Below are 20359 nucleotides of genomic sequence, written 5' to 3'. Positions count from 1 at the left end.
AGAGAGGCAGAGAAATGTCGGTGCTGTTCATCACGGGCACGGGCACGGAGATCGGCAAGACCGTGACCACGGCCGCGATCGCCGCGGCGGCGCTCGCGCAGGGCCGTCCGGTGGCCGTGCTCAAGCCCGCCCAGACGGGCGTCGCCGTCGACGAGCCGGGCGATGCGGCGGAGGTCGTGCGGCTGGCGGGTGCGGTCACCACGGCCGAACTCGCCCGCTACCCGGACCCGTTGGCGCCCGTCACGGCCGCGCGGCGGGCCGGCCGGCCCGCGGTCCGCCCGCACGAGATCGCCGAAGCCGTCGCCAAGCTGGACGCCTCGCACGACCTGGTGCTGGTCGAGGGCGCCGGCGGTCTCCTCGTGCGCTTCGACGACGACGGCAACACCCTCGCCGACGCGGCCCGCCTCGCGAAGGCGCCCGTCCTGGTGGTCGCCCAGGCCGGCCTCGGCACCCTCAACGCCACCGCCCTGACCGCCCTGGCCCTGCGCGCGTACGGCCTCCACTGCCCCGGCGTCGTCATCGGCAGCTGGCCCGCCGAGCCCGACCTCGCCTCCCGCTGCAACCTCGCCGACCTCCCCGAGGCGGCCCAGGCCCCGCTGCTGGGCCTGATCCCGGAGGGCTCCGGCGCCCTGTCCCCCGACGCCTTCCGGGCCGGGGCGCGGCAGTGGCTGGCGCCCGAACTCTGGGGTGCGGGGGCGCTGCACATCCCGTCCTGACGTCGCCCGCGGCGGGGCGGGGCGACCGGAGCGGCCCACCCCGACAGCCCCCGCTCCACAACAGCACCTTGTCCGCGGACAAAGGCGAGGAACACAGTGCGCGCGAGCGGCACACTGGCCGCATGACCTCCGCAGATCCCAAGGCCGACCTTCACTCGTACCTGCAGTCCGCCCGTGACGCGCTGCTGTGGAAGCTCGAAGGGCTCTCCGAGTACGACATCCGCCGCCCGCTGACGCCGACCGGCACCAACCTGCTGGGCCTGGTGAAGCACGTGGCCGGGGTGGAGCTGGGGTACCTCGGCGACACCTTCGGACGGCCGTCCGGCGAGCCGCTGCCCTGGCTCGAGGACGGCGCGGAGGCCAATGCGGACATGTGGGCGACCGCTGAGGAGTCACGCCGGTACGTCGTGGAGCTCTACCGCCGGGCGTGGCGGCACGCGGACGCGACGATCGAGGCGCTGGCGCTGGACACGGTCGGCACGGTGCCGTGGTGGCCGGGCAACAAAAATGAGGTGACGTTGCATCATGCCGTCGTGCGGGTGATTGCCGATACCCAACGGCACGCCGGGCACGCCGACATCCTCCGGGAGCTGATGGACGGTGCCGTCGGTATGAACAAGGGCAAGGACAGCATGGCGCCGGGCGATCCGGCGTGGTGGGAGAACCATCGGAGCCGGCTGGAGCGGGCAGCTCGGGAAGCCGACCGGGCAGCCGACCCGGGGGCGTGATGTCGGACCCGGTTGTATCCCGGCGTCCCCGCGTCGCAACGGATCCGGTCGGCGCCGTTCACAGGGCCGGGCCGAGGCCGGACCATGGGAGACGGAACAGCGGCGGGCGGTGCGCACGCGTCGGCCGGTTCAGCGGCGGAAGGGGCCATGATGTTCCAGCGCAGAAGCGTCCCTCGGACCACCGTCCACCACCCGGTCTTCGCGCGGTTCTACGCGCACTGCTGCGGACCGGCCGCCGACCGGCGGCTGGGGCTGGCGGCGCTGCGGGACGAGATGCTCGTGGGGGCCACCGGGCGGGTCATCGAGGTCGGGGCGGGCAGCGGACTGAACTTCGCGCACTATCCGCGGGCCGTCTCGGAGGTGGTGGCGATCGAGCCCGAGGCCACGTTGCGGGCGGCGGCCCGGACGGCCGCGGCGCAGGCCGGGGTACCGGTGGATCCGGTACCGGGGGTGGCGGAGGCGCTGCCGGTCAAGAGCGAGGCGTTCGATGTCGCGGTGGCGTCGTTGGTGCTGTGTTCCGTTCGGGATGTGCGGCGGGCGCTGGCGGAGCTGCGGCGGGTGCTGCGGCCCGGCGCCGAGCTGCGGTTCCTCGAGCACGGCCGGGCGCCGGGGCGGGGACCGGCGGCGGTGCAGTGGGCGTTGGACCGTACGGTGTGGCCCCTGCTGATGGGCGGCTGTCACACCTGGCGGGACCCGCTCGGGGAGATCCGGGCGGCCGGCTTCGAGGTGGTGCGGGTACGGCGGTTGACGGTGCCGGAGCGGGGGCCGACGCTGCCGACGTCCCCCATGGTGCTCGGGACGGCGCGGCGGCCGATCGACTGAGCCGCGGCCCGTCGGCCGAGCGGGGCCCCCGGCCGGGCCGGGGCGTTCACGCCGTCCAGGTGCGCAGTACGTCGGCGATGGCGCGGACGTCCGCCGTGCCTTCCTTGACGAGGCGGGCGAGTTCGCGGACCTGCTCGGGTGAGATGGCGACCTTCAGGCCGCTGGCGACGAGATAGCCGTAGGCGACGGCGGTCGCGAACATCGCGTTCGAGCGCTCCAGCGCCGGTACCTGGAGCAGGAGTTGGAGCAGCGCCGCGGCGCGGTCCTGGGGGTCCGTGTAGACGGGGACGCCGAATATCTCCGCCTCGTGGCGGCTGACGGCGGCCACCAGGGCACCCCAGTCGGTGACTTCGGGGTCTCCGGGGGTGTGCCGTTCGGCGATCAGGAGCAGCCAGGCGAGGTCGATGCGCAGGGTGATGTCGGCTCCCGGTGGGGTCTTGTGGGACTCGTCGGCCAGTGCCGTGATCTTCGCAGACGCGCGGCGGGCCGGCGGGGCCTCGCCGCACGGCCGGCGGCGGCCGGCGGGGGCCGTGGGGGCTTGCCTACATGCCCTGTCCCTGTCGGCCTTCCCGGTCCGGTGGCGTCGCGCGCCCGGCGGCCGGGCCGGGTTCGGGGTCGAATTCCTCGGTGAAGACCCGTTCGTACTGCTTCATGAAGTCGGCGGCGGCCTCGACGAAGGTCTGGCCGACCTCCCCGGCGTCCCGGAGGACGAGCTCCTCGATATAGCGGTTCACGCTCACTCCCCGCTGCAGGGCGCGCTCCCGCGCCGCGTCGGCGGTGGCTTCGTCCACTCGGACGTTCAACTGTGTCTTCGCCACGGTTTCACGCTAGCGCGGAGGCGCTAGCACCGGCAAGCATCCGCCTCCGGGCCGTCGGCGCCCCGCCCGGGTGCGTCCGGGCCCTCGCGGTCCCCTGTTCGCCGTTCGTCGGCCGTGCCCGGCCAGCCGCGCAGCCCGCGCAGTACCTCCAGGAATGCCCGCTCCGCCGGGGACAACAGCCGGTCCCTGCGGCGTATGAGGCTGATGGGGCGCGGCTGCGGGGCCGGGGCGGCGGGCAGGACGGCCAGGGTTCCGGCGCGTATCTCGTCGACGACGGCGTGTTCGGAGATCAGGGCCAGGCCCATGCCCGCGGCCACGCACTGCTTCACCGCCTCCGGCCCCCAGATGTCGGCGCGCGGCGCTTCGGCCAGGCCCCAGTCGGCCAGTACCCGTTCCTGCAGTGCGCGCGTCTGGGAGCCGGGTTCGCGGAGCAGGAAGCGGGCGCCGGTGAGGTCGTCGGGGCCGATGCCGGGGCGACGGGCGAGGGGGTGGCCGGGGGCCGCGATCAGGACGAGGCGCTCGTCCAGGACGGACTCGACGACGAAGCGGTCGCCGTGCGGGGTCCCGGCCACGACGGCCACACCGATGTCGCCGCCGAGCAGCCGTTCCTGGACCGCCTCGTAGTTGCCGACGAAGACATCGCAGTCGATGCCGGGGTGCCGGCGCTGGTAGCGGGCGAGGAGGGCGGGGAGCAGATACGTCCCGACGGTGGTCGAGCCGCCGATGAGGAGCCGTCCGGTGACCAGCCCGCCGACCTGCTGGACGGCGGCGACCGCCTCCTCCGCGAGCAGAAAGACCCGCTTGCCGTAGGCGGCGAGGACCTCGCCCTCGGCGGTGGGGCGGGCGCGGGTGCCGGAGCGGTCGATCAGCGTGACCCGGAGCGACTGCTCCAGCCTGCGGACCTGGTTGGAGACGGAGGGCTGGCTCATATAGAGCTTATGGGCCGCGGCGGAGAAGCCCTGGTGCTCGACGACCTGCATGAAGATCCACAGTCGGTGGAGGTTGAGTTCCATGGCCCTCCCTCGGTGCCGGCGCCCGGCAGCCGGGCGGTCCATGATCGACAGCGCGGCGAGCCTAGCCCGGTACGTCGTTCCTGGACAGGGGTCGGACCGGAACGGCGGGCGGCGCCCGGGAGGGCGAAGGGCTATGGCCGGTATAGCGATTTCGGTGGTTCTGCGGCGCTCGCGGCCGGTGCTACCCATGAGGGGCGGGGCGGATCCGACCGCCCGGCCGACTTCGATCTCAGGGGTGGATCCGTACATGAAGCATGCCGGTGCCGAGCAGCTGCGGGTGAACGGACGTGACTACGCCTGGCCGGCCCGCCCGGTCGTCGTGGTGTGCATCGACGGCAGTGAGGACGCCTATCACGAACGGGCCGTCGCGGACGGGCGGATGCCGTTCCTGGAAGAGATGCTGCGACGTGGCAGCGATCTGCGCGCGGACTGCACGATGCCGTCCTTCACCAATCCCAACAACCTCTCGATCGCGACCGGTGCGCCGCCGTCCGTGCACGGGATCTGCGGCAATTACTTCTACGACCCGGACACGGACAGCGAGGTGATGATGAACGACCCGGCGCTGCTGCGCGCCCCGACGCTGTTCGCCGAGTTCTCGCAGCGCGGCGCCCGGGTCGCGGTGATCACCGCCAAGGACAAGCTGCGGCGGCTGCTGGGGCACGGTCTGCGGAACGGGATCTGCTTCTCGGCGGAGAAGGCGGACCGGGTGACGGAGGCCGAGCACGGCATCGACAAGGTCCTGGAGCGGGTCGGGATGGACCTGCCGTCCGTCTACAGCGCCGAGTTGAGCGAACTCGTCCTGGCGGCGGGCGTGGACGTGCTGGAGCGGGAGCGTCCGGAGCTGATGTATCTGTCGCTGACGGACTACATCCAGCACAAGCACGCTCCGGGCTCGCCGGTCGCCAATGACTTCTACGCCATGCTGGACCGCTACTTCGCGCGGATCGATGCGCTGGGCGCCGTTCTGGTGGTCACCGCCGACCACGGCATGAACGCCAAGAGCGACGGGGCGGGCGAGGCCCAGGTGGTGTACGTCCAGGACCTGCTGGACCGCGAGCTGGGCGAGGGTACGGCGCGGGTGGTGCTGCCGATCACCGACCCGTACACGGTCCATCACGGGGCGCTCGGCTCGTATGCGACGGTGCATCTGCCGGCCGCGGTCGACGCGGCGGGCATCGATGCGCAGGCCGCCCGCCTCGGCGCGGTGGCGGGCGTGGCGGCGGTGCTGACGCGCGCCGAGGCCTGTGCGCGCTTCGAGCTGCCCGGGGACCGGATCGGCGAGCTGGTCGTCATCGCCGAGCGGAACACCGTGCTGGGCACCACGCCCGCCCGGCACGACATCTCGGGCTTCACCGAGCCGCTGCGCTCGCACGGCGGGCTGACCGAGCAGCGGGTCCCGTTCCTGGTCAACGCGCCGACCGGGCCGCTGCCCGAGGGGCACCGGCTGCGGAACTTCGACAGTTACTGGGTGGGGACGGCGCTGGCCGCGGACCGGCCGCTGACCGGCTGACCCCGCGCCCCGCACCGCCCCCGCCCCTCCCCGGCCCCGGCGTGCGCCGAGGCGCGCGCCGGGGCCCCGCCATGCCGCCACCCCCCTCAACTCCCCCGATTCCCCCGTCACTTGACGCCGAGGAGAGGACACCGCCATGGCCGGCCTCGCACCGCAGCACGTCCCGCCCGACCCGCCCTCGACGCCGGTCGGCGCCCGCAGCACCCCCACGGGCGCGGCCCGCTGGCGCCGTCAGATCTTCGCGATCACCTGGATCGCCTACGCCGGGTTCTACTTCGTGCGGCAGGCGTTCTCCGTCGCCAAGCTGGGGATCCTGGACGATCCCACCGTCCACACCGTCCTCACCGAGCGGGTCCTGGGGGTGATCGACGCGGTGTATCTCGCGGCGTACGCCGTGGGCCAGTTCCTGTGGGGCATGTGGGCCGACCGCTTCGGGCCGCGGGTGGTCGTGGCCGGCGGCATGATCGGCGCGATCGTGGCGTCCTGTGTGATGGGCGTCAGCAGCGCGCTGCTGGTGTTCGGCGGCGCCATGGTCGTCCAGGGGCTCTCCCAGTCGGCCGGCTGGGCACCGCTGTGCAAGAACATGGGCAACTTCTTCGGGGTGCGCGAACGCGGCCGGGTGCTCGGCATCTGGAGCAGCAATTACGCGTTCGGCGGGCTGGTCGCGCCGCCGTTCCTGGGCTGGTGGGCGTACTCGGTCTTCGACAGCTGGCGGGTGGCGTTCCTGGCCGGGGCGGGGACGCTGGCGGTGGTGCTGGCGGCGTTCCTCGTCTTCCAGCGGAACACGCCACCGTACGAGGGCGGCCCGACGGCGTCTTCCTCTCCCGCGGCCTCTCCCTCCTCCGCTGCCCCACCCTCCTCCACTGCCGGGGAGGAGGGCGAAGAGCGCCCGGCGCAGCCGCGGCGGGCGCCCCTCGCCCTGTACCGCGAGGCGCTCAAGGACCGCATGGTGGTCACCCTCGGCGCCGCCTACTTCCTGCTCAAGCCGGCCCGTTACGCGATTCTGCTGTGGGGCCCGGTCATCGTCAGCCGTCGGCTGCCGGAGGTCGGCAAGGTGGGCGCCACCCTCATCCCGATCGCCTTCGGGGTGGCCGGGGTGCTCGCCCCGGTGCTGGTGGGCTGGCTCTCCGACACCGTCTTCGGCTCCCGGCGGACGCCGCCGTGCGTACTGGCGCTGGGGCTGCTGACGGTCGCACTGGCGCTGTTCATGCCGCTGACGGCGACCGGCAGCACGGGCGTGATGATCGCGGTGCTGGCGGTGATCGGCCTGACCGTGTATGCGGCGGACGCGATGATCTCGTGTGTCGCCGCGGTCGACTTCGGCAGTTCGGGCGGCGCGGGGACGGCCGCCGGCCTGGTCAACGGCTGTGGCTCGGTCGGCGCGGTGCTCGGCGGCCTGCTGCCCGGCTTCCTGTCCGGCACCACCCTCTTCTACGGCTTTGCGGCCGCCGCCCTGGTGGCCGGGCTGCTGATGCTCCCCCAGTGGAACCGCGTGCCGGTCACCGCCTGATCCACGCCTCCTGGCACTCCCGTTCAGCGCTCCCCTCCGTGCTCCCCTTCCGTGCTCCCTTCGGTGCTCCCCTTCCGCGTTCCTGTCTCGAGAGAGGGCTTCATCCATGGCGATCAACCAGGTCCATCGCGCCGACACGGCGGTCGTCGGCGGCGGAATCGTCGGCCTCGCGCACGCCCTGGCCGCGGCCCGGCGCGGCGACCGGGTGGTGCTCTTCGAGCGCGACACCTACGCCGTCGGCGCCTCGATCCGTAACTTCGGCATGATCTGGGCGGTCGGACAACAGCGCGGCGCGGCGTATCTCCGGGCGCTGCGCAGCCGCGAGATCTGGCAGGAGATCAGCGCCAAGACGGGGTTGTGGGCGGCGCCGACCGGCTCGCTGCATCTGGCACACCGGCCCGACGAGCTGGCGGTGCTGGAGGAGTTCGTCGCGACGACGGAGCCGGCCCGCGAACACGGCACGACGATGATCACCGCGGCGGAGGCGGTACGGCGCGGTCCCGCGGTGCGTGAGGAGGGCCTGCTCGGCGCGATGTGGAGCCCCACGGAGCTCAATGTCGATCCCCGCCGGGCGATTCCCGCGATCGCGCGGTATCTCATCGAGGAGTACGGCGTGGACGTCCGCTTCGGTACGACGGTGCGCGACGTGTCGGCCCCGGTGGTGTCCACCACCGCCGGTGAATGGCGCGCGGACCGGGTGCTGGTGTGCAGCGGCAACGACTTCGCGACGCTGTATCCGCAGGTCTTCGCGGAGAGCGGGCTGGTGCGCTGCAAGCTGCAGATGCTGCGCACGGGGGTGCAGCCGGGCGGCTGGCAGCTGGGGCCGATGCTGTGCGGCGGGCTGACGCTGCTGCACTACGCGGCGTTCGAGGACTGTACGGCGCGGGCGGCGCTGGATGCCCGGATGCGCGCGGAGCTGCCGTTCCACCGGGAGCACGGGATCCATGTGCTGCTGTCGGCGACCGCGGACGGCCGGCTGACGATCGGCGACAGCCATGCCTATGCCGCCACCCATGACCCGTTCGCCGACGAGCGGATCAATGCGGCGATCCTCGGCTATCTCGGGGGCTTCGCGCGGCTGCCCGACACCCGGATCACCGAACGCTGGACGGGCTGCTATCCGTCGCTGCGGGACGGCCGTACGGAACTCGTCGTCGACCCGGAGCCGGGGGTGACGGTCGTCAACGGTGTGGGCGGCGCCGGGATGACGCTGTCGTTCGGGCTGGCGGAGGAGGTATTGGCCACCCGCTGAGCGCCCGGCGAGGGCCGGTCACCCGCGGAAGGGTGACCGGCCCTCGTCATGTCGTGCGCCCCGGGGCGGCCCGTGAGGCACTCGCCGGGCCGCCGGGTTCAGTAGCTGATGCAGGCCGAGTGCCAGGTGGTGTAGAAGTCCCAGACCTGCGGGGAGCATTCCGGCGGGCCGTACTGGGAGGCCTTGGCGCCGACATGCGGGAGGTGCGCGTAGGCGCCCACGCCCGGCCGGTTGACGTGCAGCATGCCCGCCTCGAAGCGGTCGACGGCCTCGAAGGCGCGGGACTGGGAGGCGGTGAAGACGGTGCCGGACATCCCGTACCGGACGGAGTTGGCGATCCACATGGCGTCGTCGAAGCCGTCCGCGTCGACCACGGCGAGGACCGGGCCGAAGATCTCTTCCTGGGCGAGTTCGCTGTCCCAGGGGACGTCGCGGATGACGGTCGGCCGGACATAGCAGCCCTCCGGCAGGCCGGGACCGACGGCGCGCTCGCCGCCGCACAGCACCTTGCCGCCGTCCCGCCGCGCCCCGGCGACGGCGTCCAGCGCGGCCGCCATCCGGGCGGTGTCGACGACCGGGCAGATCTGGGAGTCCGGGTCGTCACCGGGGCCGACCCGCAGCGCGGCGACCCGGTCGACCAGCCGGTCCAGGAACGCATCCCGTACCCGGTGGTCGACGACGGCGCGGCTGGTGGCGCTGCAACGCTGGCCCGCCTGCCCGAACGCGCCGTGCACCACCGCGTCCACGGCCCGGTCGAGATCGGCGTCGTCCAGCACGATCACCGCGTTCTTGCCGCCGAGTTCGAGCTGGGTGCGCAGCAGGCGGTGGGCGCCGCCGGTGTGGATGGCGGTGCCGACGGCGAGCGAGCCGGTGAAGCTGATGCCGGCCACGTCCGGGTGCGCGACCAGCGCCTCGCCGGCCGCCGCATCGCCCTGGACGAGGTTCAGCACGCCGTCGGGCAGGCCCGCGCGGCGCCCCGCATCGACGAGCAGGGCCGCGGTGAGGGGCGTGAGCGGGGAGGGCTTCAGGACCGCGGTGCAGCCGGACAGCAGCGCGGGGGCGACCTTCCATACGGGGATGGCGAGCGGGAAGTTCCAGGGCGAGACCAGTGCGACGACGCCGATGGGGCGGCGGAAGGTGTAGGCGAAGGTGCGGTCCTCCTCGGCGGGTGCGGTGACGCCACCCAGCAGCCGGGCCTGGCCGGCGGTGAAGTCGAGCACCGCGCGGGCGCGGGCGACCTCGCCGCGCGCCTCGCTCAGCAGCTTGCCCTGTTCACGGGTGATCGCCGCCGCGAACTCCTCGGCGCGCTCGGCAAGTTGGCGTCCGATCTCGGTCAGGTACGCGGCCCGCCGGATCGGCCCGAGCGCCCGCCAGGCGGGGAGCGCGGCGGCCGCCGCGTCCACGGCCCGGTCGGCGTCCACGCCACCGGATTCGGCGAACTCCCCGAGGTGGTCGTGGAGATCGGCCGGATTGACATTGGTCCGGGTCTGTCCCGACTCGGCCGGCGTCCACCGGCCGTCGATGAAGTTCAGCAGCTGGTGCGCCGCCACCGGGTGCCGCTGCGGTACGTAGGCCATGGTCTGCCCCTCCGTCGGACGTCTCGGTCCCGGCCAGGCTCACCCACCGCACGGCCCGAGACCATCCGCTGATTGCGAATGCGGGCGATAGCCGGGGCCTATCGGCGGCGGGAGGCGTCGGCCATGGCCGCGGGCGCCCCGCCCCCGGGCGCCACCGGGAATCGCCAAGTCGGCCACGGCATCGCGACGATGATGATTTTCTGGCCGTGATCGAGCACGACCGTACGCACCGCACACGCTCTCAGGGGGTCCCATGCCGCGCCCGTTCCGCTTCGGCGTCAACATGATCACGCTCGACGACGGAGAATCCTGGCGCCAGAGGTGCCGTCGCGCCGAGGAGCTGGGCTACGACGTCCTGCTGGTCCCGGACCACCTGGGCATGCCGGCGCCGTTTCCCGCGCTGATCGCCGCGGCGGACGCGACCGAGCGGCCGCGGGTGGGGACGTTCGTCCTCAACGCCGGTTTCTGGAACCCGGCGCTGCTGGCCCGTGAAGTGGCCACCACGGACGCGCTCACGGGTGGTCGGCTGGAGCTGGGGCTGGGCACGGGATATGTCCGCGCCGAGCACGAGACGGCCGGGCTGCCCTGGGGCACACCCGGTCAGCGGGTGGACCATCTCACCCGCACCATCGAGGAGTTGGACCGGCTGCTCGGCGACCCCGAGCAGGCACCGCGGCCCGCGCAGCGGCCCCGCCCGCCGCTGCTGATCGGCGGCAACGGCCCCCGGATGATGCGGCTGACGGCCCGGCACGCCGAGATCGCGGCATTCACCGGCGGCCGGCAGTCGCCCGGCAAACCCGAAGGCGTGCTGGAGCTGCTGCCGGCCGAGGAGCTGGCGGCCTCGGTGGCCCGCTACCAGGAGTACGCCGCCGAGCGCCCGGAGCCCGCCGAACTGAACATCCTCGTCCAGCAGGTGCTGCCCACCGACGACCGCCGGGCCGCCGCCCGGGAGATCGCCGCGCGCGGCATCGGGCTGGACGAGGACCAGGCACTCGACACGCCGACCTTGCTGATCGGCACGCCCGCGCAGATGGCGGAGCAGCTGCGGGAGCGGCGGGAGCGCTTCGGCTTCTCGTACATCACCGTGCTGGAACCGTTCATGGACGCGTTCGCTCCGGTGCTGGAGGAGTTGAAGGGCAGCTGAAACAGACGGAGAGAGGCTGCGGCCGGCCGCGGCCTCTCTCCGTGTGGCGGAGTTCTCACCGGGCCGCGGAAGCCGACCCGATGACCACCACGCGCGCCCAGTCGGGAGGCGAGTCCGGCACGTAATCGGGGTTGTCCTCGTCCCATGACCGGGCCGCCCGCTGCCGGGGGAAGAGACCCACCACGGTCCGGCAGGGCGGCCGCGTGCCCGGCCAGGGCGTCTGTCCGTCGGTCAGGGCCACGATGACATCCGGCCGGGGCCGCGCTCGCAGCGCCCTGGCGAAGCCCCGGCGCAGATCCGTCCCCCCACCGCCGATCAGCGGGATGCCCTCGGCGCGGCACAGCGGGTGCACGATCCGGGCCGCGGCATCGCACGACAGCACGGTGACCAGGTCGCGGCGACCGCCCACGGCACGGCAGATCGCGGCAACCTCGATGAGCGCGCTGCCCAGTTCGGTGTCGCTGACCGACCCGGACGTGTCGATGACCACGGAGACATGGGGCGGTCTGCGCCGCAGGCTCGGCAGCACGGCGCCGGGCACCCCGGCCGAGCGCCGGGACGGCCGGCCGTAGGTGTAGTCCTCGCCCGCGCCGGCTCCGGAGGCCGCCGAGCGGACCGCCGCGCCCAGCAACTCCCGCCACGGCTGCGGCGGATGGAACGCCTCCTCCGCCCAGCGCTGCCAGCCCTTGGGCGCGTTCCCGGGACGCCCGGCGATGCCCTGCGCCACACGGAAACGGACCGCGTCCTGTTCCTGGGCGCTCAGCCCGTGGGCGCCGTCCGGACCCAGGTCCCACTCCCGCTCCAGCCCGTCGGCGCCGCTGCCGCAGTCCAGCCAGGAGAGTTCCTGTGTGCGCGGCCCGAGCCGGAACTGGTACAGGTAGTCCTCCATGAGTTCCCCCTCGGGCAGCCCCAAGGACTCCGGATCGACGGCGCCTTCGGGCCCGACCAGCCCGTCCCCGAAGACATCGTCGTTGATCTCGCAGTCCGCCGCGATGTTCATCCGCAGCCGCTCCCCGGGGCCGGTCAGCCCGCGCTGGCGTGCGACCCGGTCGCTGCGCCCGTGGTGGTCCCGCAGCAGGTGCGAGACCTCGTGCACCCACACCCCCGCCAGTTCCTCCACCGGCGTCCGGTCCACGAACGCCGGTGAGACATAGCACCGCCAGTGCCGGTCGACGGCCATCGTCGGGACCCGCCGCGACTCCACGGTGTGCAGCGCGAACAGGGCCGTCGCCAAGTAGGGCCGGACCCGGGCGGCGTGCAGTCGGGCCGCGAAGAGTTTGTCGAGGTCCAGTGCCCCCGGTGCGTCCGCGGTCATCGGCCCGCCTTCGCGGCGACCGCGGACCGGGCCGCCGCCCGGTCCGCCCGCCGGGACAGCGACACCACACCGGCGAGCTGTTCGATCGCGGGCGGCACGTCCCAGTCCTCCTGGCGCAGCGAGGCGAGGGTGGTCGCCGGGACGACCACCAGGTCCGGTGCTCCGGACTCCACCGCCCGGACCAGGAGCGCCCAGGCCGCATCCCAGCGGGACTTCGCCGGGCGCCGGCGGACCGCGTCCACCACGCCGTCCAGCACGGCCTGGCGCAGGTCGCCGCGCTCGGGCAGGACGGCGCCCGCCGGGTCGGCCAGCAGCTCCTCGGGGTCCGGGAGGTCCATCCGGTCCAGGCAGGCCAGCAGCTCCAGCCCCGGCCCGTCTCCCACGGCGCCCCGGACCAGCAGGGAGAGCACTTCACGGGAGGAGCCGGCCGCGGTCGCGAAGGCGATCAGGCACAGCGCCGTCTCCCAGCTCCGGGGCGACGGCCAGGCGCCGCCCCGGCGCGTTTCGGTGCCGGGCAGTTGGTGGACGAGCTTGGGGCGGGCGGCGAGAAGGCCGCACACCGCACGGCGGGCGAAGTCCACGGCCTCCGGCAGTTTCTCCGGGTCGAGCCGCGGCAGGGTCGCCCGGGGCCAGGTCCCGCCGAGGCCGCGTACGACGACCTCGTGGTCGTGGGCCCACTGAAGATGAACGAAACGGTTGGCCAGCGGCGGACTCAGCTCCCAGCCGTCGGCGGCCGAGGAGCGCGGATTGGCGGCGGCCACGATCCGTACGCCGGGCGGCAGTTGCAGGGTGCCGATCCGCCGTTCGAGCACCAGGCGGAGCAGGGCGGCCTGCACGGCCGGTGGTGCGGTGGACAGCTCGTCCAGGAACAGCAGTCCCCGGCCGGCCCGTACCAGGCGGACGGCCCAGTCCGGCGGCGCCATCGGGACACCGTGCTCGGCCGGGTCGTCGCCGATGATGGGCAGGCCCGAGAAGTCGGACGGCTCGTGGACGCTGGCGATGACGGTGGTCAGCGGCAGGTCCAGGGCCTCGGCAAGCTGTGTCAGGGCCGCGGTCTTGCCGATTCCCGGCTCACCCCACAGCAGTACGGGCAGGTCGGCGGACACGGCCAGGGTCAGGGCTGCGAGTTGGGTGTCGGGGCGCGGTTCGGTGGTGGTGGTACGCAGCAGGGCCAGCAGCTCGCCGGCGACGTCGAGCTGGGTGGTGTGAGCCGCGTCGGAGGGGGTGCCGGTGGCGGTGCACGGGGCGTGGGAACGCATGGAGGATCACCTTTGGGTGCGTGGTGGACCGAATGTGTGCGGGGTGGACCGAAGGAACGAACGCAGGGGGACGGCGCCCCCGGGGTCAGTGGGACGTCGTGTGGCGTGGGTGTGAGCGGTGGTCACGGGGACGGCGGACACCTGGGCGGATGCGGTCGGGTCCGGGCCCGGTCAGGCCCGACCTGTACAGCCCGTAGGTGATCCGGCGCCGCGCGGCCGTCTCCAGTGCGTCCCGCAGCGGGCCGTCGCGCAGCAGCGCGTCGGGGCCCAGCAGGCCCTCGACGGCGGCCAGCGCACCGGCGATATCGCCGTGCTCCAGGCGTTCGCGTACGCCTTCGAGGCAGTCCGGATGACGGTGTGCCTCGTCGATGGCGCGCAGGCAGGGAAGCGGGGTGCCGGTCAGGGCGACGAGCAGTTCCTCCCGCCGGATCTCGGCCGGGTCGTGGTCCAGCGGGGCCAGTACACCGTCGACCAGGCCGATCCGGTGCAGAGCGCCCCGGCACTCCACGAGCCGCGGTTGTCCTGCCCGGTCCGGGGCCGGGGATGCACCGGCCGGCGCCCGATCCGGTACCAGTGCCGCGGCGACCAGCGGGTGCAGCCGACCGGCCTCGATCGCCCCGGCGCGGAGCAGTTCCAGATCGGGTGGCAGCCAGGTGGCCGCGTCGGGCAGGACCGGCAACGTCCGGGCGCCGCCGTCCCGGCACGCCGCGATCCGTACGCCGGGCGGCCCGGGACCGTCCCCGTCCGCCACCAGGTCCAGCACCAGCCGACGTCGGGCCCCGAGCCACACCGTGACGGGACCGGTGGACCGCCCTTCGGCGCGGAGCAGTAGCTCCGCCTCGGCCGCCCAGCGGTCAACGGCACAGTGACGCCCCGGCGGCAGCCACCGCAGCAGATCCGTGTCCCTCGCGGTACGCCCGCCGACAGCCGGTCGATCGGCCCCGGACCGCATCCGCAGCTCCGCACTCCGGCGCGCGTCCCACAGGTGACGGTGCAGGTCGAGACGGAACCGCGGGTGGGGGTGGGGATGAGGATGCGGATACCGGCGGGCGCAGTCCGCGGAGCGGGATCCGTCCCACAGCGCAAGGCTGATCCGCTGCCCGGCATCCGCCCAGGCCGGCGGCGTCCGGACCACGAGGTGCACCGGGCCGGCGCCGTCACGTCCCGCGACGTCGTACCTGGCCAGCGCGATGGTCACGCCGGGGCGCAGCAGCCCGTCGGGAGCGACCCTGGGCAGATGCCAGCGCAACAGGTCGGGTGCCAGATGGCGCAGATCGGCCCGGACCCGGGCCGCGAGCTCCTGGCCGTGGGTACGCGCCAGGGAACGCATGTCAAGATCGACATCGATGCCTGCGGCGGCGCACGCCCCCGCCCAGTCCCCGGCACAACGGCGGGCGGTCGCAATCTCGATCATGGACGGCGGCACGGCGTAGGCACGCACGCGCCGCCAGAGGGAAAGGCGGGAATCCTCGTTCGCGGTCTGAGTGAGCATCAGCACTCACCTTGCGCGGACGGGACCCCCAATCTGCTGGCAGTGTGAGTCATCATCACGGAGATCGTAACGCTCCCCGCCTCGACCCGTCAGGGAATTTCCGGCTGAAGCGCCGTCCGGGGAAACCCTTCGCCAGACCTGCGAGCCATCTGCTTGGCTCGCCGTATGAGCGATCTTCACATCCGGCACGCCACTCCCCCGGACATCGACACCGTGCTGACGTTCTGGCGCGAAGCCGCGGAAGGCACGAGCATCAGCGACGACCACGACGGAGTGGCCCGCCTCATCGCGACGGACCCCGAAGCCCTGATCCTCGCGGAGCGCGACGGCCTCCTCGTGGGGACGGTCATAGCCGGTTTCGACGGATGGCGGTGCTCCGCCTACCGCCTGGCCGTACATCCGGACTGCCGTCGGCAAGGCATCGCCACCGCTCTGATGGATGCGGCGGAACAGCGGTTCGCCGCCCTGGGCGGGCGACGGGTCGATGCCATGGTCCTGGAGGTCAACGAACCCGCGCACCACACCTGGGCCTCGGCAGGCTTCCATCGCGAGGATCACTGGCGACGCTGGGTCAAGCCGCTGTAGGCGTCCCGGGGCCGGCCGGTCCGGTTACGCCTACGAGCCCGCCCCTCGCGGAGGGGGCGGGCTTTCGTCACCCCGCCGACTTTGCTGTTCCTTTACTATTGGGGGGCTTCCTTGACTTCCCTTCCCCCAGTGAAAGGTGTGTGAGCGTCCAGCCATGGACGAGCCTCCCAGTTGCCCGGCCGCCGGCCGGGTGTCCTCCCGACGGAGGGCGAACCTCCCGAACCTGTTCGATCATGGGACGGAGGTGACCCGATGACCGACCTGCTTCTGCTGGGCGTGGCGCTCCTCCTGACTCTCGCCTGTGGCATCTTCGTCGCGGCCGAGTTCTCGCTGACGACCGTCGAGCGCAGCGACCTCGAACGCGCCGCCGAGCGCGGCGAGCGCGGCGCGGACAGTGCCCTCAAGGCCGTCCGCAGCCTCACCTTCCAGCTCTCCGGCGCACAGCTCGGCATCACGGTCACCGGCCTGGTCATCGGCATGCTGTCCAAACCGGCCATCGCCACCTTGCTGGCCGGGCCGCTCGCCGCGATCGGCCTGCCGCACTCCGCCGCCGAATCGGTGGCCCTGGTCCTCGCCACGGCGATCTCCACGGTTGCCCTGATGGTCGTCGGCGAGCTGGTCCCGAAGAACTGGGCCATCTCCAGCCCGCTGGCCATCGCCAAGAACGTCGCCACCGCCCAGCGCGGCTTCAGCGCCACGTTCAAGCCGCTGATCCGGCATCTCAACAACGCCGCGAACCACATGGTCCGCCGGATGGGCCTGGAGCCCGCCGAGGAGCTGGCCTCGGCCCGCGGTCCCCAGGAGCTGATGGCGCTGGCCCGGCACTCCGCCAAGGAGGGCGCACTGGAGCCGGACACCGCCGAGCTGTTCGTCCGTACCCTCAATCTCGCCGATCTGACCGCGGAGAACGTGATGACGCCGCGGGTGCAGGTGGTGGCCCTGGAGGTGCAGTCCACGGCCGAGGACATCGCCAATGCGACCCGGGCGACGGGGCTGTCCCGCTTTCCCGTCTACCGCGGCAGCCTGGACGCCGTCGTCGGTGTCGCGCACATCAAGGACGTCCTGACGGTCCCGGCCGACCGCCGTCCCCGTCACCCCGTTTCCGAGCTGCTGCGCGAGCCGCTGCTGGTACCGGAGACGCTCACCGTGGACCGGCTGCTGGACCGGCTGTCCGGCAGGCGCACCATGGCCGTGGTCATCGACGAGTACGGCGGCACGGCCGGTGTCGTGACGCTGGAGGACATCGTCGAGGAGGTGGTGGGCGAGGTCCGTGACGAGCACGACCCGCTGGAGACCCCCGACCTCGCGCCCGCCGGTTCCGACGCCGACGGCCGCGGCCTCTATCAGGCCGACGGCGCCGCCCGCACCGACCAGCTCGAACGGATCGGCCTGCGGCTGCCGGACGGTCCGTACGAGACGCTGGCCGGGCTGATCGCCACCGAGCTGGGCCGGATCCCGGTGCGCGGCGACAGCCTGGAGGCGGCCGGCTGGACGATGGACGTGCTGGATGCGTCCGGGCACCGCGCCGCGCGGGTGCTGCTGCACGCGCCCCTTGCCGACGGCACGGGGGACGCGGACGCGGAGGCCGGCCGATGACCGCCCTCCAGCTCTTCGTGGGCCTGTTGACGCTGGTCGTCAACGCCTTCTTCGTGGGCGCCGAATTCGCGCTGATCTCGGTGCGCCGCGGTCAGATCGAGCCGCATGTGGAGCGCGGTGACCGCCGCGCCACCAGCGTGCTGTGGGGCCTGCAGCACGTCTCGGCCATGCTGGCCGCCGCCCAGCTGGGCATCACGCTGTGCACCCTGGTGCTGGGCGCGGTCGCCGAGCCCGCCATCGCCCATCTGCTGGAGCCGGTGTTCCATGCCGTGGGCATCTCGCAGACCCTGATCCACCCGATCTCGTTCGTGATCGCGCTGTCCCTGGCCACCTATCTGCACATGCTCTTCGGCGAGATGGTGCCGAAGAACGTCGCGCTGGCCGAGCCGGTGCGCAGCGCCCTGATGCTGGGTCCGCCGCTGGTCGCGCTGACCCGTGCGCTGCGTCCGGTGATCTTCGCGATCAACGCCTTCGCCAATGTGCTGCTCAGGCTGCTGCGGGTGGAGACCAGGGACGAGGTCGCCGCGACGTTCTCGGACGATCAGCTCGCGAAGATGGTGGAGGACTCGCGGGCCGCCGGCCTGCTGGACGAGCGGGCCAAGGAGCGGCTGCGGGACGCCCTGGAGCTGGGCCGCCGGCCGGTCCGGGACGTGGTGCTGCCCGCCGAGCGGGTCGTTTCCGCGCGCATGGGCGTCACCGCCGACGACCTGGAGCGGCTGGCCGCCCGGTCCGGTTTCTCGCGCTTCCCGGTCATCGACGACAACAGCCGGATCCTCGGCTATCTGCACGTCAAGGACGCGCTGGACGCCACCCCGCGCGATCTGCCGTTCCCGGTCGGGGCGCTGCGCCCGATCGCCCGGGTCAGGGCGGCGACACCGCTGGACGACGTGCTGACGGCGATGCGCGCCTCCCGTACGCATCTGGCCGCGGTGATCGACGACGAGGGGACGCTGGCCGGGCTGGTGACGATGGAGGACGTCCTGCGGGAGCTGGTGCTGCAGCAGCCGCCCGCGGCCTGATCCCACCCCCGCAACCCGCGGGACTGACCGATCGGTTAGATTACTGACCGATCGGTTAGTCGCGGGGGCGTACGCGCGGCCGGTCGCCGTGTCCGTATGCGTCGAGGGGGCAAGAGCATGGACCGCACAACGTGCTGCATCGTGGGCGGGGGCCCGGCCGGAATGATGCTGGGGCTGCTGCTGGCCAGGGCCGGCGTACGGGTCACCGTCCTGGAGAAGCACGGCGACTTCCTGCGCGACTTCCGCGGGGACACCGTCCATCCGTCGACCCTGCGCCTGCTGGACGAGCTGGGCCTGGGCGAGGCGTTCGCGCGGTTGCCGTTCCCCAAGCTGGAGGAGATGCGGGCGCAGATCGGCGGCACGACCGTCGTGATGACCGATATGCGGCGGATCCCGGGCCGGCACAAATACTTCGCGATGGTCCCGCAGTGGGACTTCCTCAACCTGATCGCGAGCGCGGCCGCCGAGGAGCCGTCCTTCACCCTGCGGATGCGCACCGAAGTCACCGGACTGCGCACCGAGGGCGGACGGGTGACGGGGGTGCGGTACGTCGATGAGCGGGGCGCCGCGGGTGAGCTCGCCGCGGATCTGACGGTGGCCTGCGACGGCCGGGACTCGGTGGTGCGCGGCGCGGCCGGGCTGCGGCAGGACCTGTTCGAGGTGCCGATGGACGTCTGGCAGATCCGGGTGGACGGGCCCTCCGACGCCCGCAAGGACGGCCGGGTCTTCGCGCGGTTCGGCGGCGGCCAGGCGGCGGTCACCATGGACCGGGGCACGTACTACCAGACGTCGTATCTGATCGCGAAGGGCCGGGACGCGGAGCTGCGCGCCCGCGGCATCCAGCGGCTGCGCGACCGGCTCGGCGTGCTGTTCGACTGGGACGACGAGGTCACCGGCGCGATCGGGTGGGACGACGTGAAGCTGCTGGAGGTGACGTTCGGGCGGCTGCGGCGCTGGCACCGGCACGGTCTGCTGTGCATCGGGGACGCGGCGCACACCATGTCGCCGGTCGGCGGGGTGGGCGTCAATCTCGCGCTGCAGGACGCGGTGGCGGCCGCCCGGATCCTGGCGGGACCGCTGCGCCGGGGCACGGTGACCGCCGCCGACCTGGCGCGCGTGCAGAAGCGGCGGCACCTGCCGATGGCCGTGGTGCAAAAGGCACAGCAGGCCGAGCACGGGATGATCCGGGACGCCCTGAACGGCACGCTCGACGAGCGGCGGCTGCCGGTGCCGATGCGGCTGCTGCGGCGGGTTCCGGCGCTGCGGACGGTCAGCGCCGTACTGGGCGGGTTCGGTATCCGTCCCGAGCGCGCTCCGTCCTTCGCCCGGGTCAGTCCCGGCGTTCGATCGCGTTGAGGGTGAAGGTCACCAGCTCGGCGGCGGCGGCATCCAGGTCGAGGTCGGGGTGGACGAGCCAGTGCGCGATCACCCCGTCGATCGCGCCGCCGATCGCCAGGGCCACCGTCTCGGGATGGAACTCCCGCAGAGCGCCCGCCTCTTGACCCTCTGCCAGGAGCGCGGCCAGGGCCTGCCAGCGGCCCTGGGTGTCATGTGAGGACGGTGTCTTCAGCTTGGTGCCGCCCTGGTCGTCGAGCAGCATCTCGGTGATCACGCGGACGTGCCGGCGGTTGGCCTGCTGGTAGCCGATCATCGCCCGTACGTAGGCGATGACCGCTTCCCGGGGGTCGGCCGCGCACGCCAGCCGCTCGGCGACATACGCGCGGAACCGGCCCATCACGTGGTCGAGCGCGGCCCGGGTGAGGTTGTCCTTGGAGGCGAAGTGGTAGAGCACCGCGGCCTTGGAGAGCCCGGCCCGCTCGGCGATCGCCGACAGCGAGGTCGAGGGATAGCCCCGGGTGGAGATCAGGTCGATGGTGCACTCGATGAGCTGCTGCCGGCGGGCCTGCTCCGTGAATGTGGGCGCATGGGGGCTGCCGTCGCCCCGGCGGGGAGTCATGGCGCGTTCACCTCTACCTTTCCTCGCCCTCCGGACGACATCC

Annotated in this window: 19 protein-coding genes; 11 read left to right on the top strand and 8 right to left on the bottom strand. The window is 73.0% G+C overall.

The genetic code is table 11. The annotated features are described in order from the left end of the window. Positions 1 to 14: 14 nt before the first annotated feature. The 3 genes from bioD (at position 15) to AC5677_RS35240 (ending at position 2266) form a co-directional block, all read left to right on the top strand. Positions 15 to 716 carry a dethiobiotin synthase gene (bioD, locus tag AC5677_RS35250; RefSeq protein WP_497191952.1) on the top strand — a complete coding sequence of 234 codons (702 nt, stop codon included), beginning with the start codon at positions 15 to 17 and terminating at the stop codon, positions 714 to 716. A 122-nt stretch (positions 717 to 838) separates the two neighbouring features. Continuing rightward, positions 839 to 1444 (top strand): DinB family protein, encoded by a 606-nt coding sequence (locus AC5677_RS35245; RefSeq protein ID WP_497191951.1) that lies wholly within the window; start codon positions 839 to 841, stop codon positions 1442 to 1444. Between the two features lie 147 nt (positions 1445 to 1591). Beyond that, positions 1592 to 2266: a class I SAM-dependent methyltransferase gene (locus AC5677_RS35240; RefSeq protein WP_497191950.1), complete on the top strand. Its 675-nt coding sequence runs from the start codon at positions 1592 to 1594 to the stop codon at positions 2264 to 2266. Between the two features lie 46 nt (positions 2267 to 2312). On the opposite strand, the gene AC5677_RS35235 is transcribed toward AC5677_RS35240, so the two are convergent. The 3 genes from AC5677_RS35235 to AC5677_RS35225 all read right to left on the bottom strand — a co-directional run bounded on the left by AC5677_RS35235 (position 2313) and on the right by AC5677_RS35225 (position 4097). Continuing rightward, positions 2313 to 2684 (bottom strand): fic family toxin-antitoxin system, toxin component, encoded by a 372-nt coding sequence (locus AC5677_RS35235; RefSeq protein ID WP_497196873.1) that lies wholly within the window; start codon positions 2682 to 2684, stop codon positions 2313 to 2315. A 124-nt stretch (positions 2685 to 2808) separates the two neighbouring features. Next, complete coding sequence (locus AC5677_RS35230) at positions 2809 to 3084, bottom strand: hypothetical protein (protein ID WP_497191949.1); 276 nt, start codon at positions 3082 to 3084, stop codon at positions 2809 to 2811. A 23-nt stretch (positions 3085 to 3107) separates the two neighbouring features. Continuing rightward, positions 3108 to 4097: a LysR family transcriptional regulator gene (locus tag AC5677_RS35225; protein WP_497191948.1), complete on the bottom strand. Its 990-nt coding sequence runs from the start codon at positions 4095 to 4097 to the stop codon at positions 3108 to 3110. Between the two features lie 247 nt (positions 4098 to 4344). On the opposite strand from AC5677_RS35225, the gene phnA reads away from it, so the two are divergent. The 3 genes from phnA (at position 4345) to AC5677_RS35210 (ending at position 8372) form a co-directional block, all read left to right on the top strand. Continuing rightward, positions 4345 to 5610, top strand: coding sequence for a phosphonoacetate hydrolase (phnA, locus tag AC5677_RS35220; RefSeq protein WP_497191947.1), 1266 nt, complete (start codon positions 4345 to 4347; stop codon positions 5608 to 5610). A gap of 136 nt (positions 5611 to 5746) precedes the next feature. Continuing rightward, a complete protein-coding gene (locus AC5677_RS35215) occupies positions 5747 to 7120 on the top strand; it encodes an MFS transporter (RefSeq protein ID WP_497191946.1) in 1374 nt (457 codons plus the stop codon). 106 nt (positions 7121 to 7226) lie between these two features. After that, positions 7227 to 8372, top strand: a complete 1146-nt coding sequence (locus tag AC5677_RS35210; RefSeq protein ID WP_497191945.1) for a TIGR03364 family FAD-dependent oxidoreductase — start codon at positions 7227 to 7229, stop codon at positions 8370 to 8372. 98 nt (positions 8373 to 8470) lie between these two features. Here the strand turns inward: AC5677_RS35210 and AC5677_RS35205 are convergent, their stop codons facing one another. Next, positions 8471 to 9949: an aldehyde dehydrogenase family protein gene (locus AC5677_RS35205; protein ID WP_497191944.1), complete on the bottom strand. Its 1479-nt coding sequence runs from the start codon at positions 9947 to 9949 to the stop codon at positions 8471 to 8473. Positions 9950 to 10202: 253 nt separating this feature from the next. On the opposite strand from AC5677_RS35205, the gene AC5677_RS35200 reads away from it, so the two are divergent. Then, positions 10203 to 11093, top strand: coding sequence for an LLM class F420-dependent oxidoreductase (locus AC5677_RS35200; protein ID WP_497191943.1), 891 nt, complete (start codon positions 10203 to 10205; stop codon positions 11091 to 11093). 55 nt (positions 11094 to 11148) lie between these two features. Here AC5677_RS35200 and AC5677_RS35195 read toward each other — a convergent pair whose 3' ends face one another. The 3 genes from AC5677_RS35195 to AC5677_RS35185 form a co-directional block, all read right to left on the bottom strand. Further along, on the bottom strand, positions 11149 to 12408 hold the full coding sequence (locus AC5677_RS35195; protein WP_497191942.1) for a vWA domain-containing protein: 1260 nt from the start codon (positions 12406 to 12408) through the stop codon (positions 11149 to 11151). Continuing rightward, positions 12405 to 13667, bottom strand: a complete 1263-nt coding sequence (locus AC5677_RS35190; RefSeq protein ID WP_497191941.1) for an AAA family ATPase — start codon at positions 13665 to 13667, stop codon at positions 12405 to 12407. The genes AC5677_RS35195 and AC5677_RS35190 overlap by 4 nt, the downstream gene beginning before the upstream one ends. A gap of 85 nt (positions 13668 to 13752) precedes the next feature. Next, positions 13753 to 15159 carry a hypothetical protein gene (locus tag AC5677_RS35185; protein WP_497191940.1) on the bottom strand — a complete coding sequence of 469 codons (1407 nt, stop codon included), beginning with the start codon at positions 15157 to 15159 and terminating at the stop codon, positions 13753 to 13755. Between the two features lie 165 nt (positions 15160 to 15324). On the opposite strand from AC5677_RS35185, the gene AC5677_RS35180 reads away from it, so the two are divergent. The 4 genes from AC5677_RS35180 (at position 15325) to AC5677_RS35165 (ending at position 19715) form a co-directional block, all read left to right on the top strand. Next, positions 15325 to 15744 (top strand): GNAT family N-acetyltransferase, encoded by a 420-nt coding sequence (locus AC5677_RS35180; protein ID WP_497191939.1) that lies wholly within the window; start codon positions 15325 to 15327, stop codon positions 15742 to 15744. 252 nt (positions 15745 to 15996) lie between these two features. Further along, positions 15997 to 17340, top strand: coding sequence for a hemolysin family protein (locus AC5677_RS35175; RefSeq protein ID WP_497191938.1), 1344 nt, complete (start codon positions 15997 to 15999; stop codon positions 17338 to 17340). Further along, entirely contained in the window at positions 17337 to 18359 is a 1023-nt protein-coding gene (locus tag AC5677_RS35170; RefSeq protein ID WP_497191937.1) for a hemolysin family protein, read from the top strand. The genes AC5677_RS35175 and AC5677_RS35170 overlap by 4 nt, the downstream gene beginning before the upstream one ends. A 117-nt stretch (positions 18360 to 18476) precedes the next feature. Then, the gene (locus tag AC5677_RS35165; protein ID WP_497191936.1) at positions 18477 to 19715 is read left to right on the top strand and encodes an FAD-dependent oxidoreductase; all 1239 of its coding nucleotides are present in this window, start codon (positions 18477 to 18479) and stop codon (positions 19713 to 19715) included. Here the strand turns inward: AC5677_RS35165 and AC5677_RS35160 are convergent. Beyond that, complete coding sequence (locus tag AC5677_RS35160; RefSeq protein WP_497191935.1) at positions 19690 to 20316, bottom strand: TetR/AcrR family transcriptional regulator; 627 nt, start codon at positions 20314 to 20316, stop codon at positions 19690 to 19692. The genes AC5677_RS35165 and AC5677_RS35160 overlap by 26 nt on opposite strands. Between the last annotated feature and the right edge of the window lie 43 nt (positions 20317 to 20359).

This window comes from Streptomyces sp. JLSY215 (genome assembly GCF_059682825.1).
This window is presented reverse-complemented; position numbering and strand designations above follow the sequence as displayed.

Coding starts and splice junctions, on each gene's coding strand:
- AC5677_RS35160 (WP_497191935.1), bottom strand. CDS start 20,316: ATGACTCCCCGCCGGGGCGACGGCAGCCCCCATGCGCCCACATTCACG.
- phnA (WP_497191947.1), top strand. CDS start 4,345: ATGAAGCATGCCGGTGCCGAGCAGCTGCGGGTGAACGGACGTGACTAC.
- AC5677_RS35240 (WP_497191950.1), top strand. CDS start 1,592: ATGATGTTCCAGCGCAGAAGCGTCCCTCGGACCACCGTCCACCACCCG.
- AC5677_RS35215 (WP_497191946.1), top strand. CDS start 5,747: ATGGCCGGCCTCGCACCGCAGCACGTCCCGCCCGACCCGCCCTCGACG.
- AC5677_RS35225 (WP_497191948.1), bottom strand. CDS start 4,097: ATGGAACTCAACCTCCACCGACTGTGGATCTTCATGCAGGTCGTCGAG.
- AC5677_RS35195 (WP_497191942.1), bottom strand. CDS start 12,408: ATGACCGCGGACGCACCGGGGGCACTGGACCTCGACAAACTCTTCGCG.
- AC5677_RS35180 (WP_497191939.1), top strand. CDS start 15,325: ATGAGCGATCTTCACATCCGGCACGCCACTCCCCCGGACATCGACACC.
- AC5677_RS35165 (WP_497191936.1), top strand. CDS start 18,477: ATGGACCGCACAACGTGCTGCATCGTGGGCGGGGGCCCGGCCGGAATG.
- AC5677_RS35210 (WP_497191945.1), top strand. CDS start 7,227: ATGGCGATCAACCAGGTCCATCGCGCCGACACGGCGGTCGTCGGCGGC.
- bioD (WP_497191952.1), top strand. CDS start 15: ATGTCGGTGCTGTTCATCACGGGCACGGGCACGGAGATCGGCAAGACC.
- AC5677_RS35190 (WP_497191941.1), bottom strand. CDS start 13,667: ATGCGTTCCCACGCCCCGTGCACCGCCACCGGCACCCCCTCCGACGCG.
- AC5677_RS35185 (WP_497191940.1), bottom strand. CDS start 15,159: ATGCTCACTCAGACCGCGAACGAGGATTCCCGCCTTTCCCTCTGGCGG.
- AC5677_RS35245 (WP_497191951.1), top strand. CDS start 839: ATGACCTCCGCAGATCCCAAGGCCGACCTTCACTCGTACCTGCAGTCC.
- AC5677_RS35200 (WP_497191943.1), top strand. CDS start 10,203: ATGCCGCGCCCGTTCCGCTTCGGCGTCAACATGATCACGCTCGACGAC.
- AC5677_RS35175 (WP_497191938.1), top strand. CDS start 15,997: ATGACCGACCTGCTTCTGCTGGGCGTGGCGCTCCTCCTGACTCTCGCC.
- AC5677_RS35170 (WP_497191937.1), top strand. CDS start 17,337: ATGACCGCCCTCCAGCTCTTCGTGGGCCTGTTGACGCTGGTCGTCAAC.
- AC5677_RS35205 (WP_497191944.1), bottom strand. CDS start 9,949: ATGGCCTACGTACCGCAGCGGCACCCGGTGGCGGCGCACCAGCTGCTG.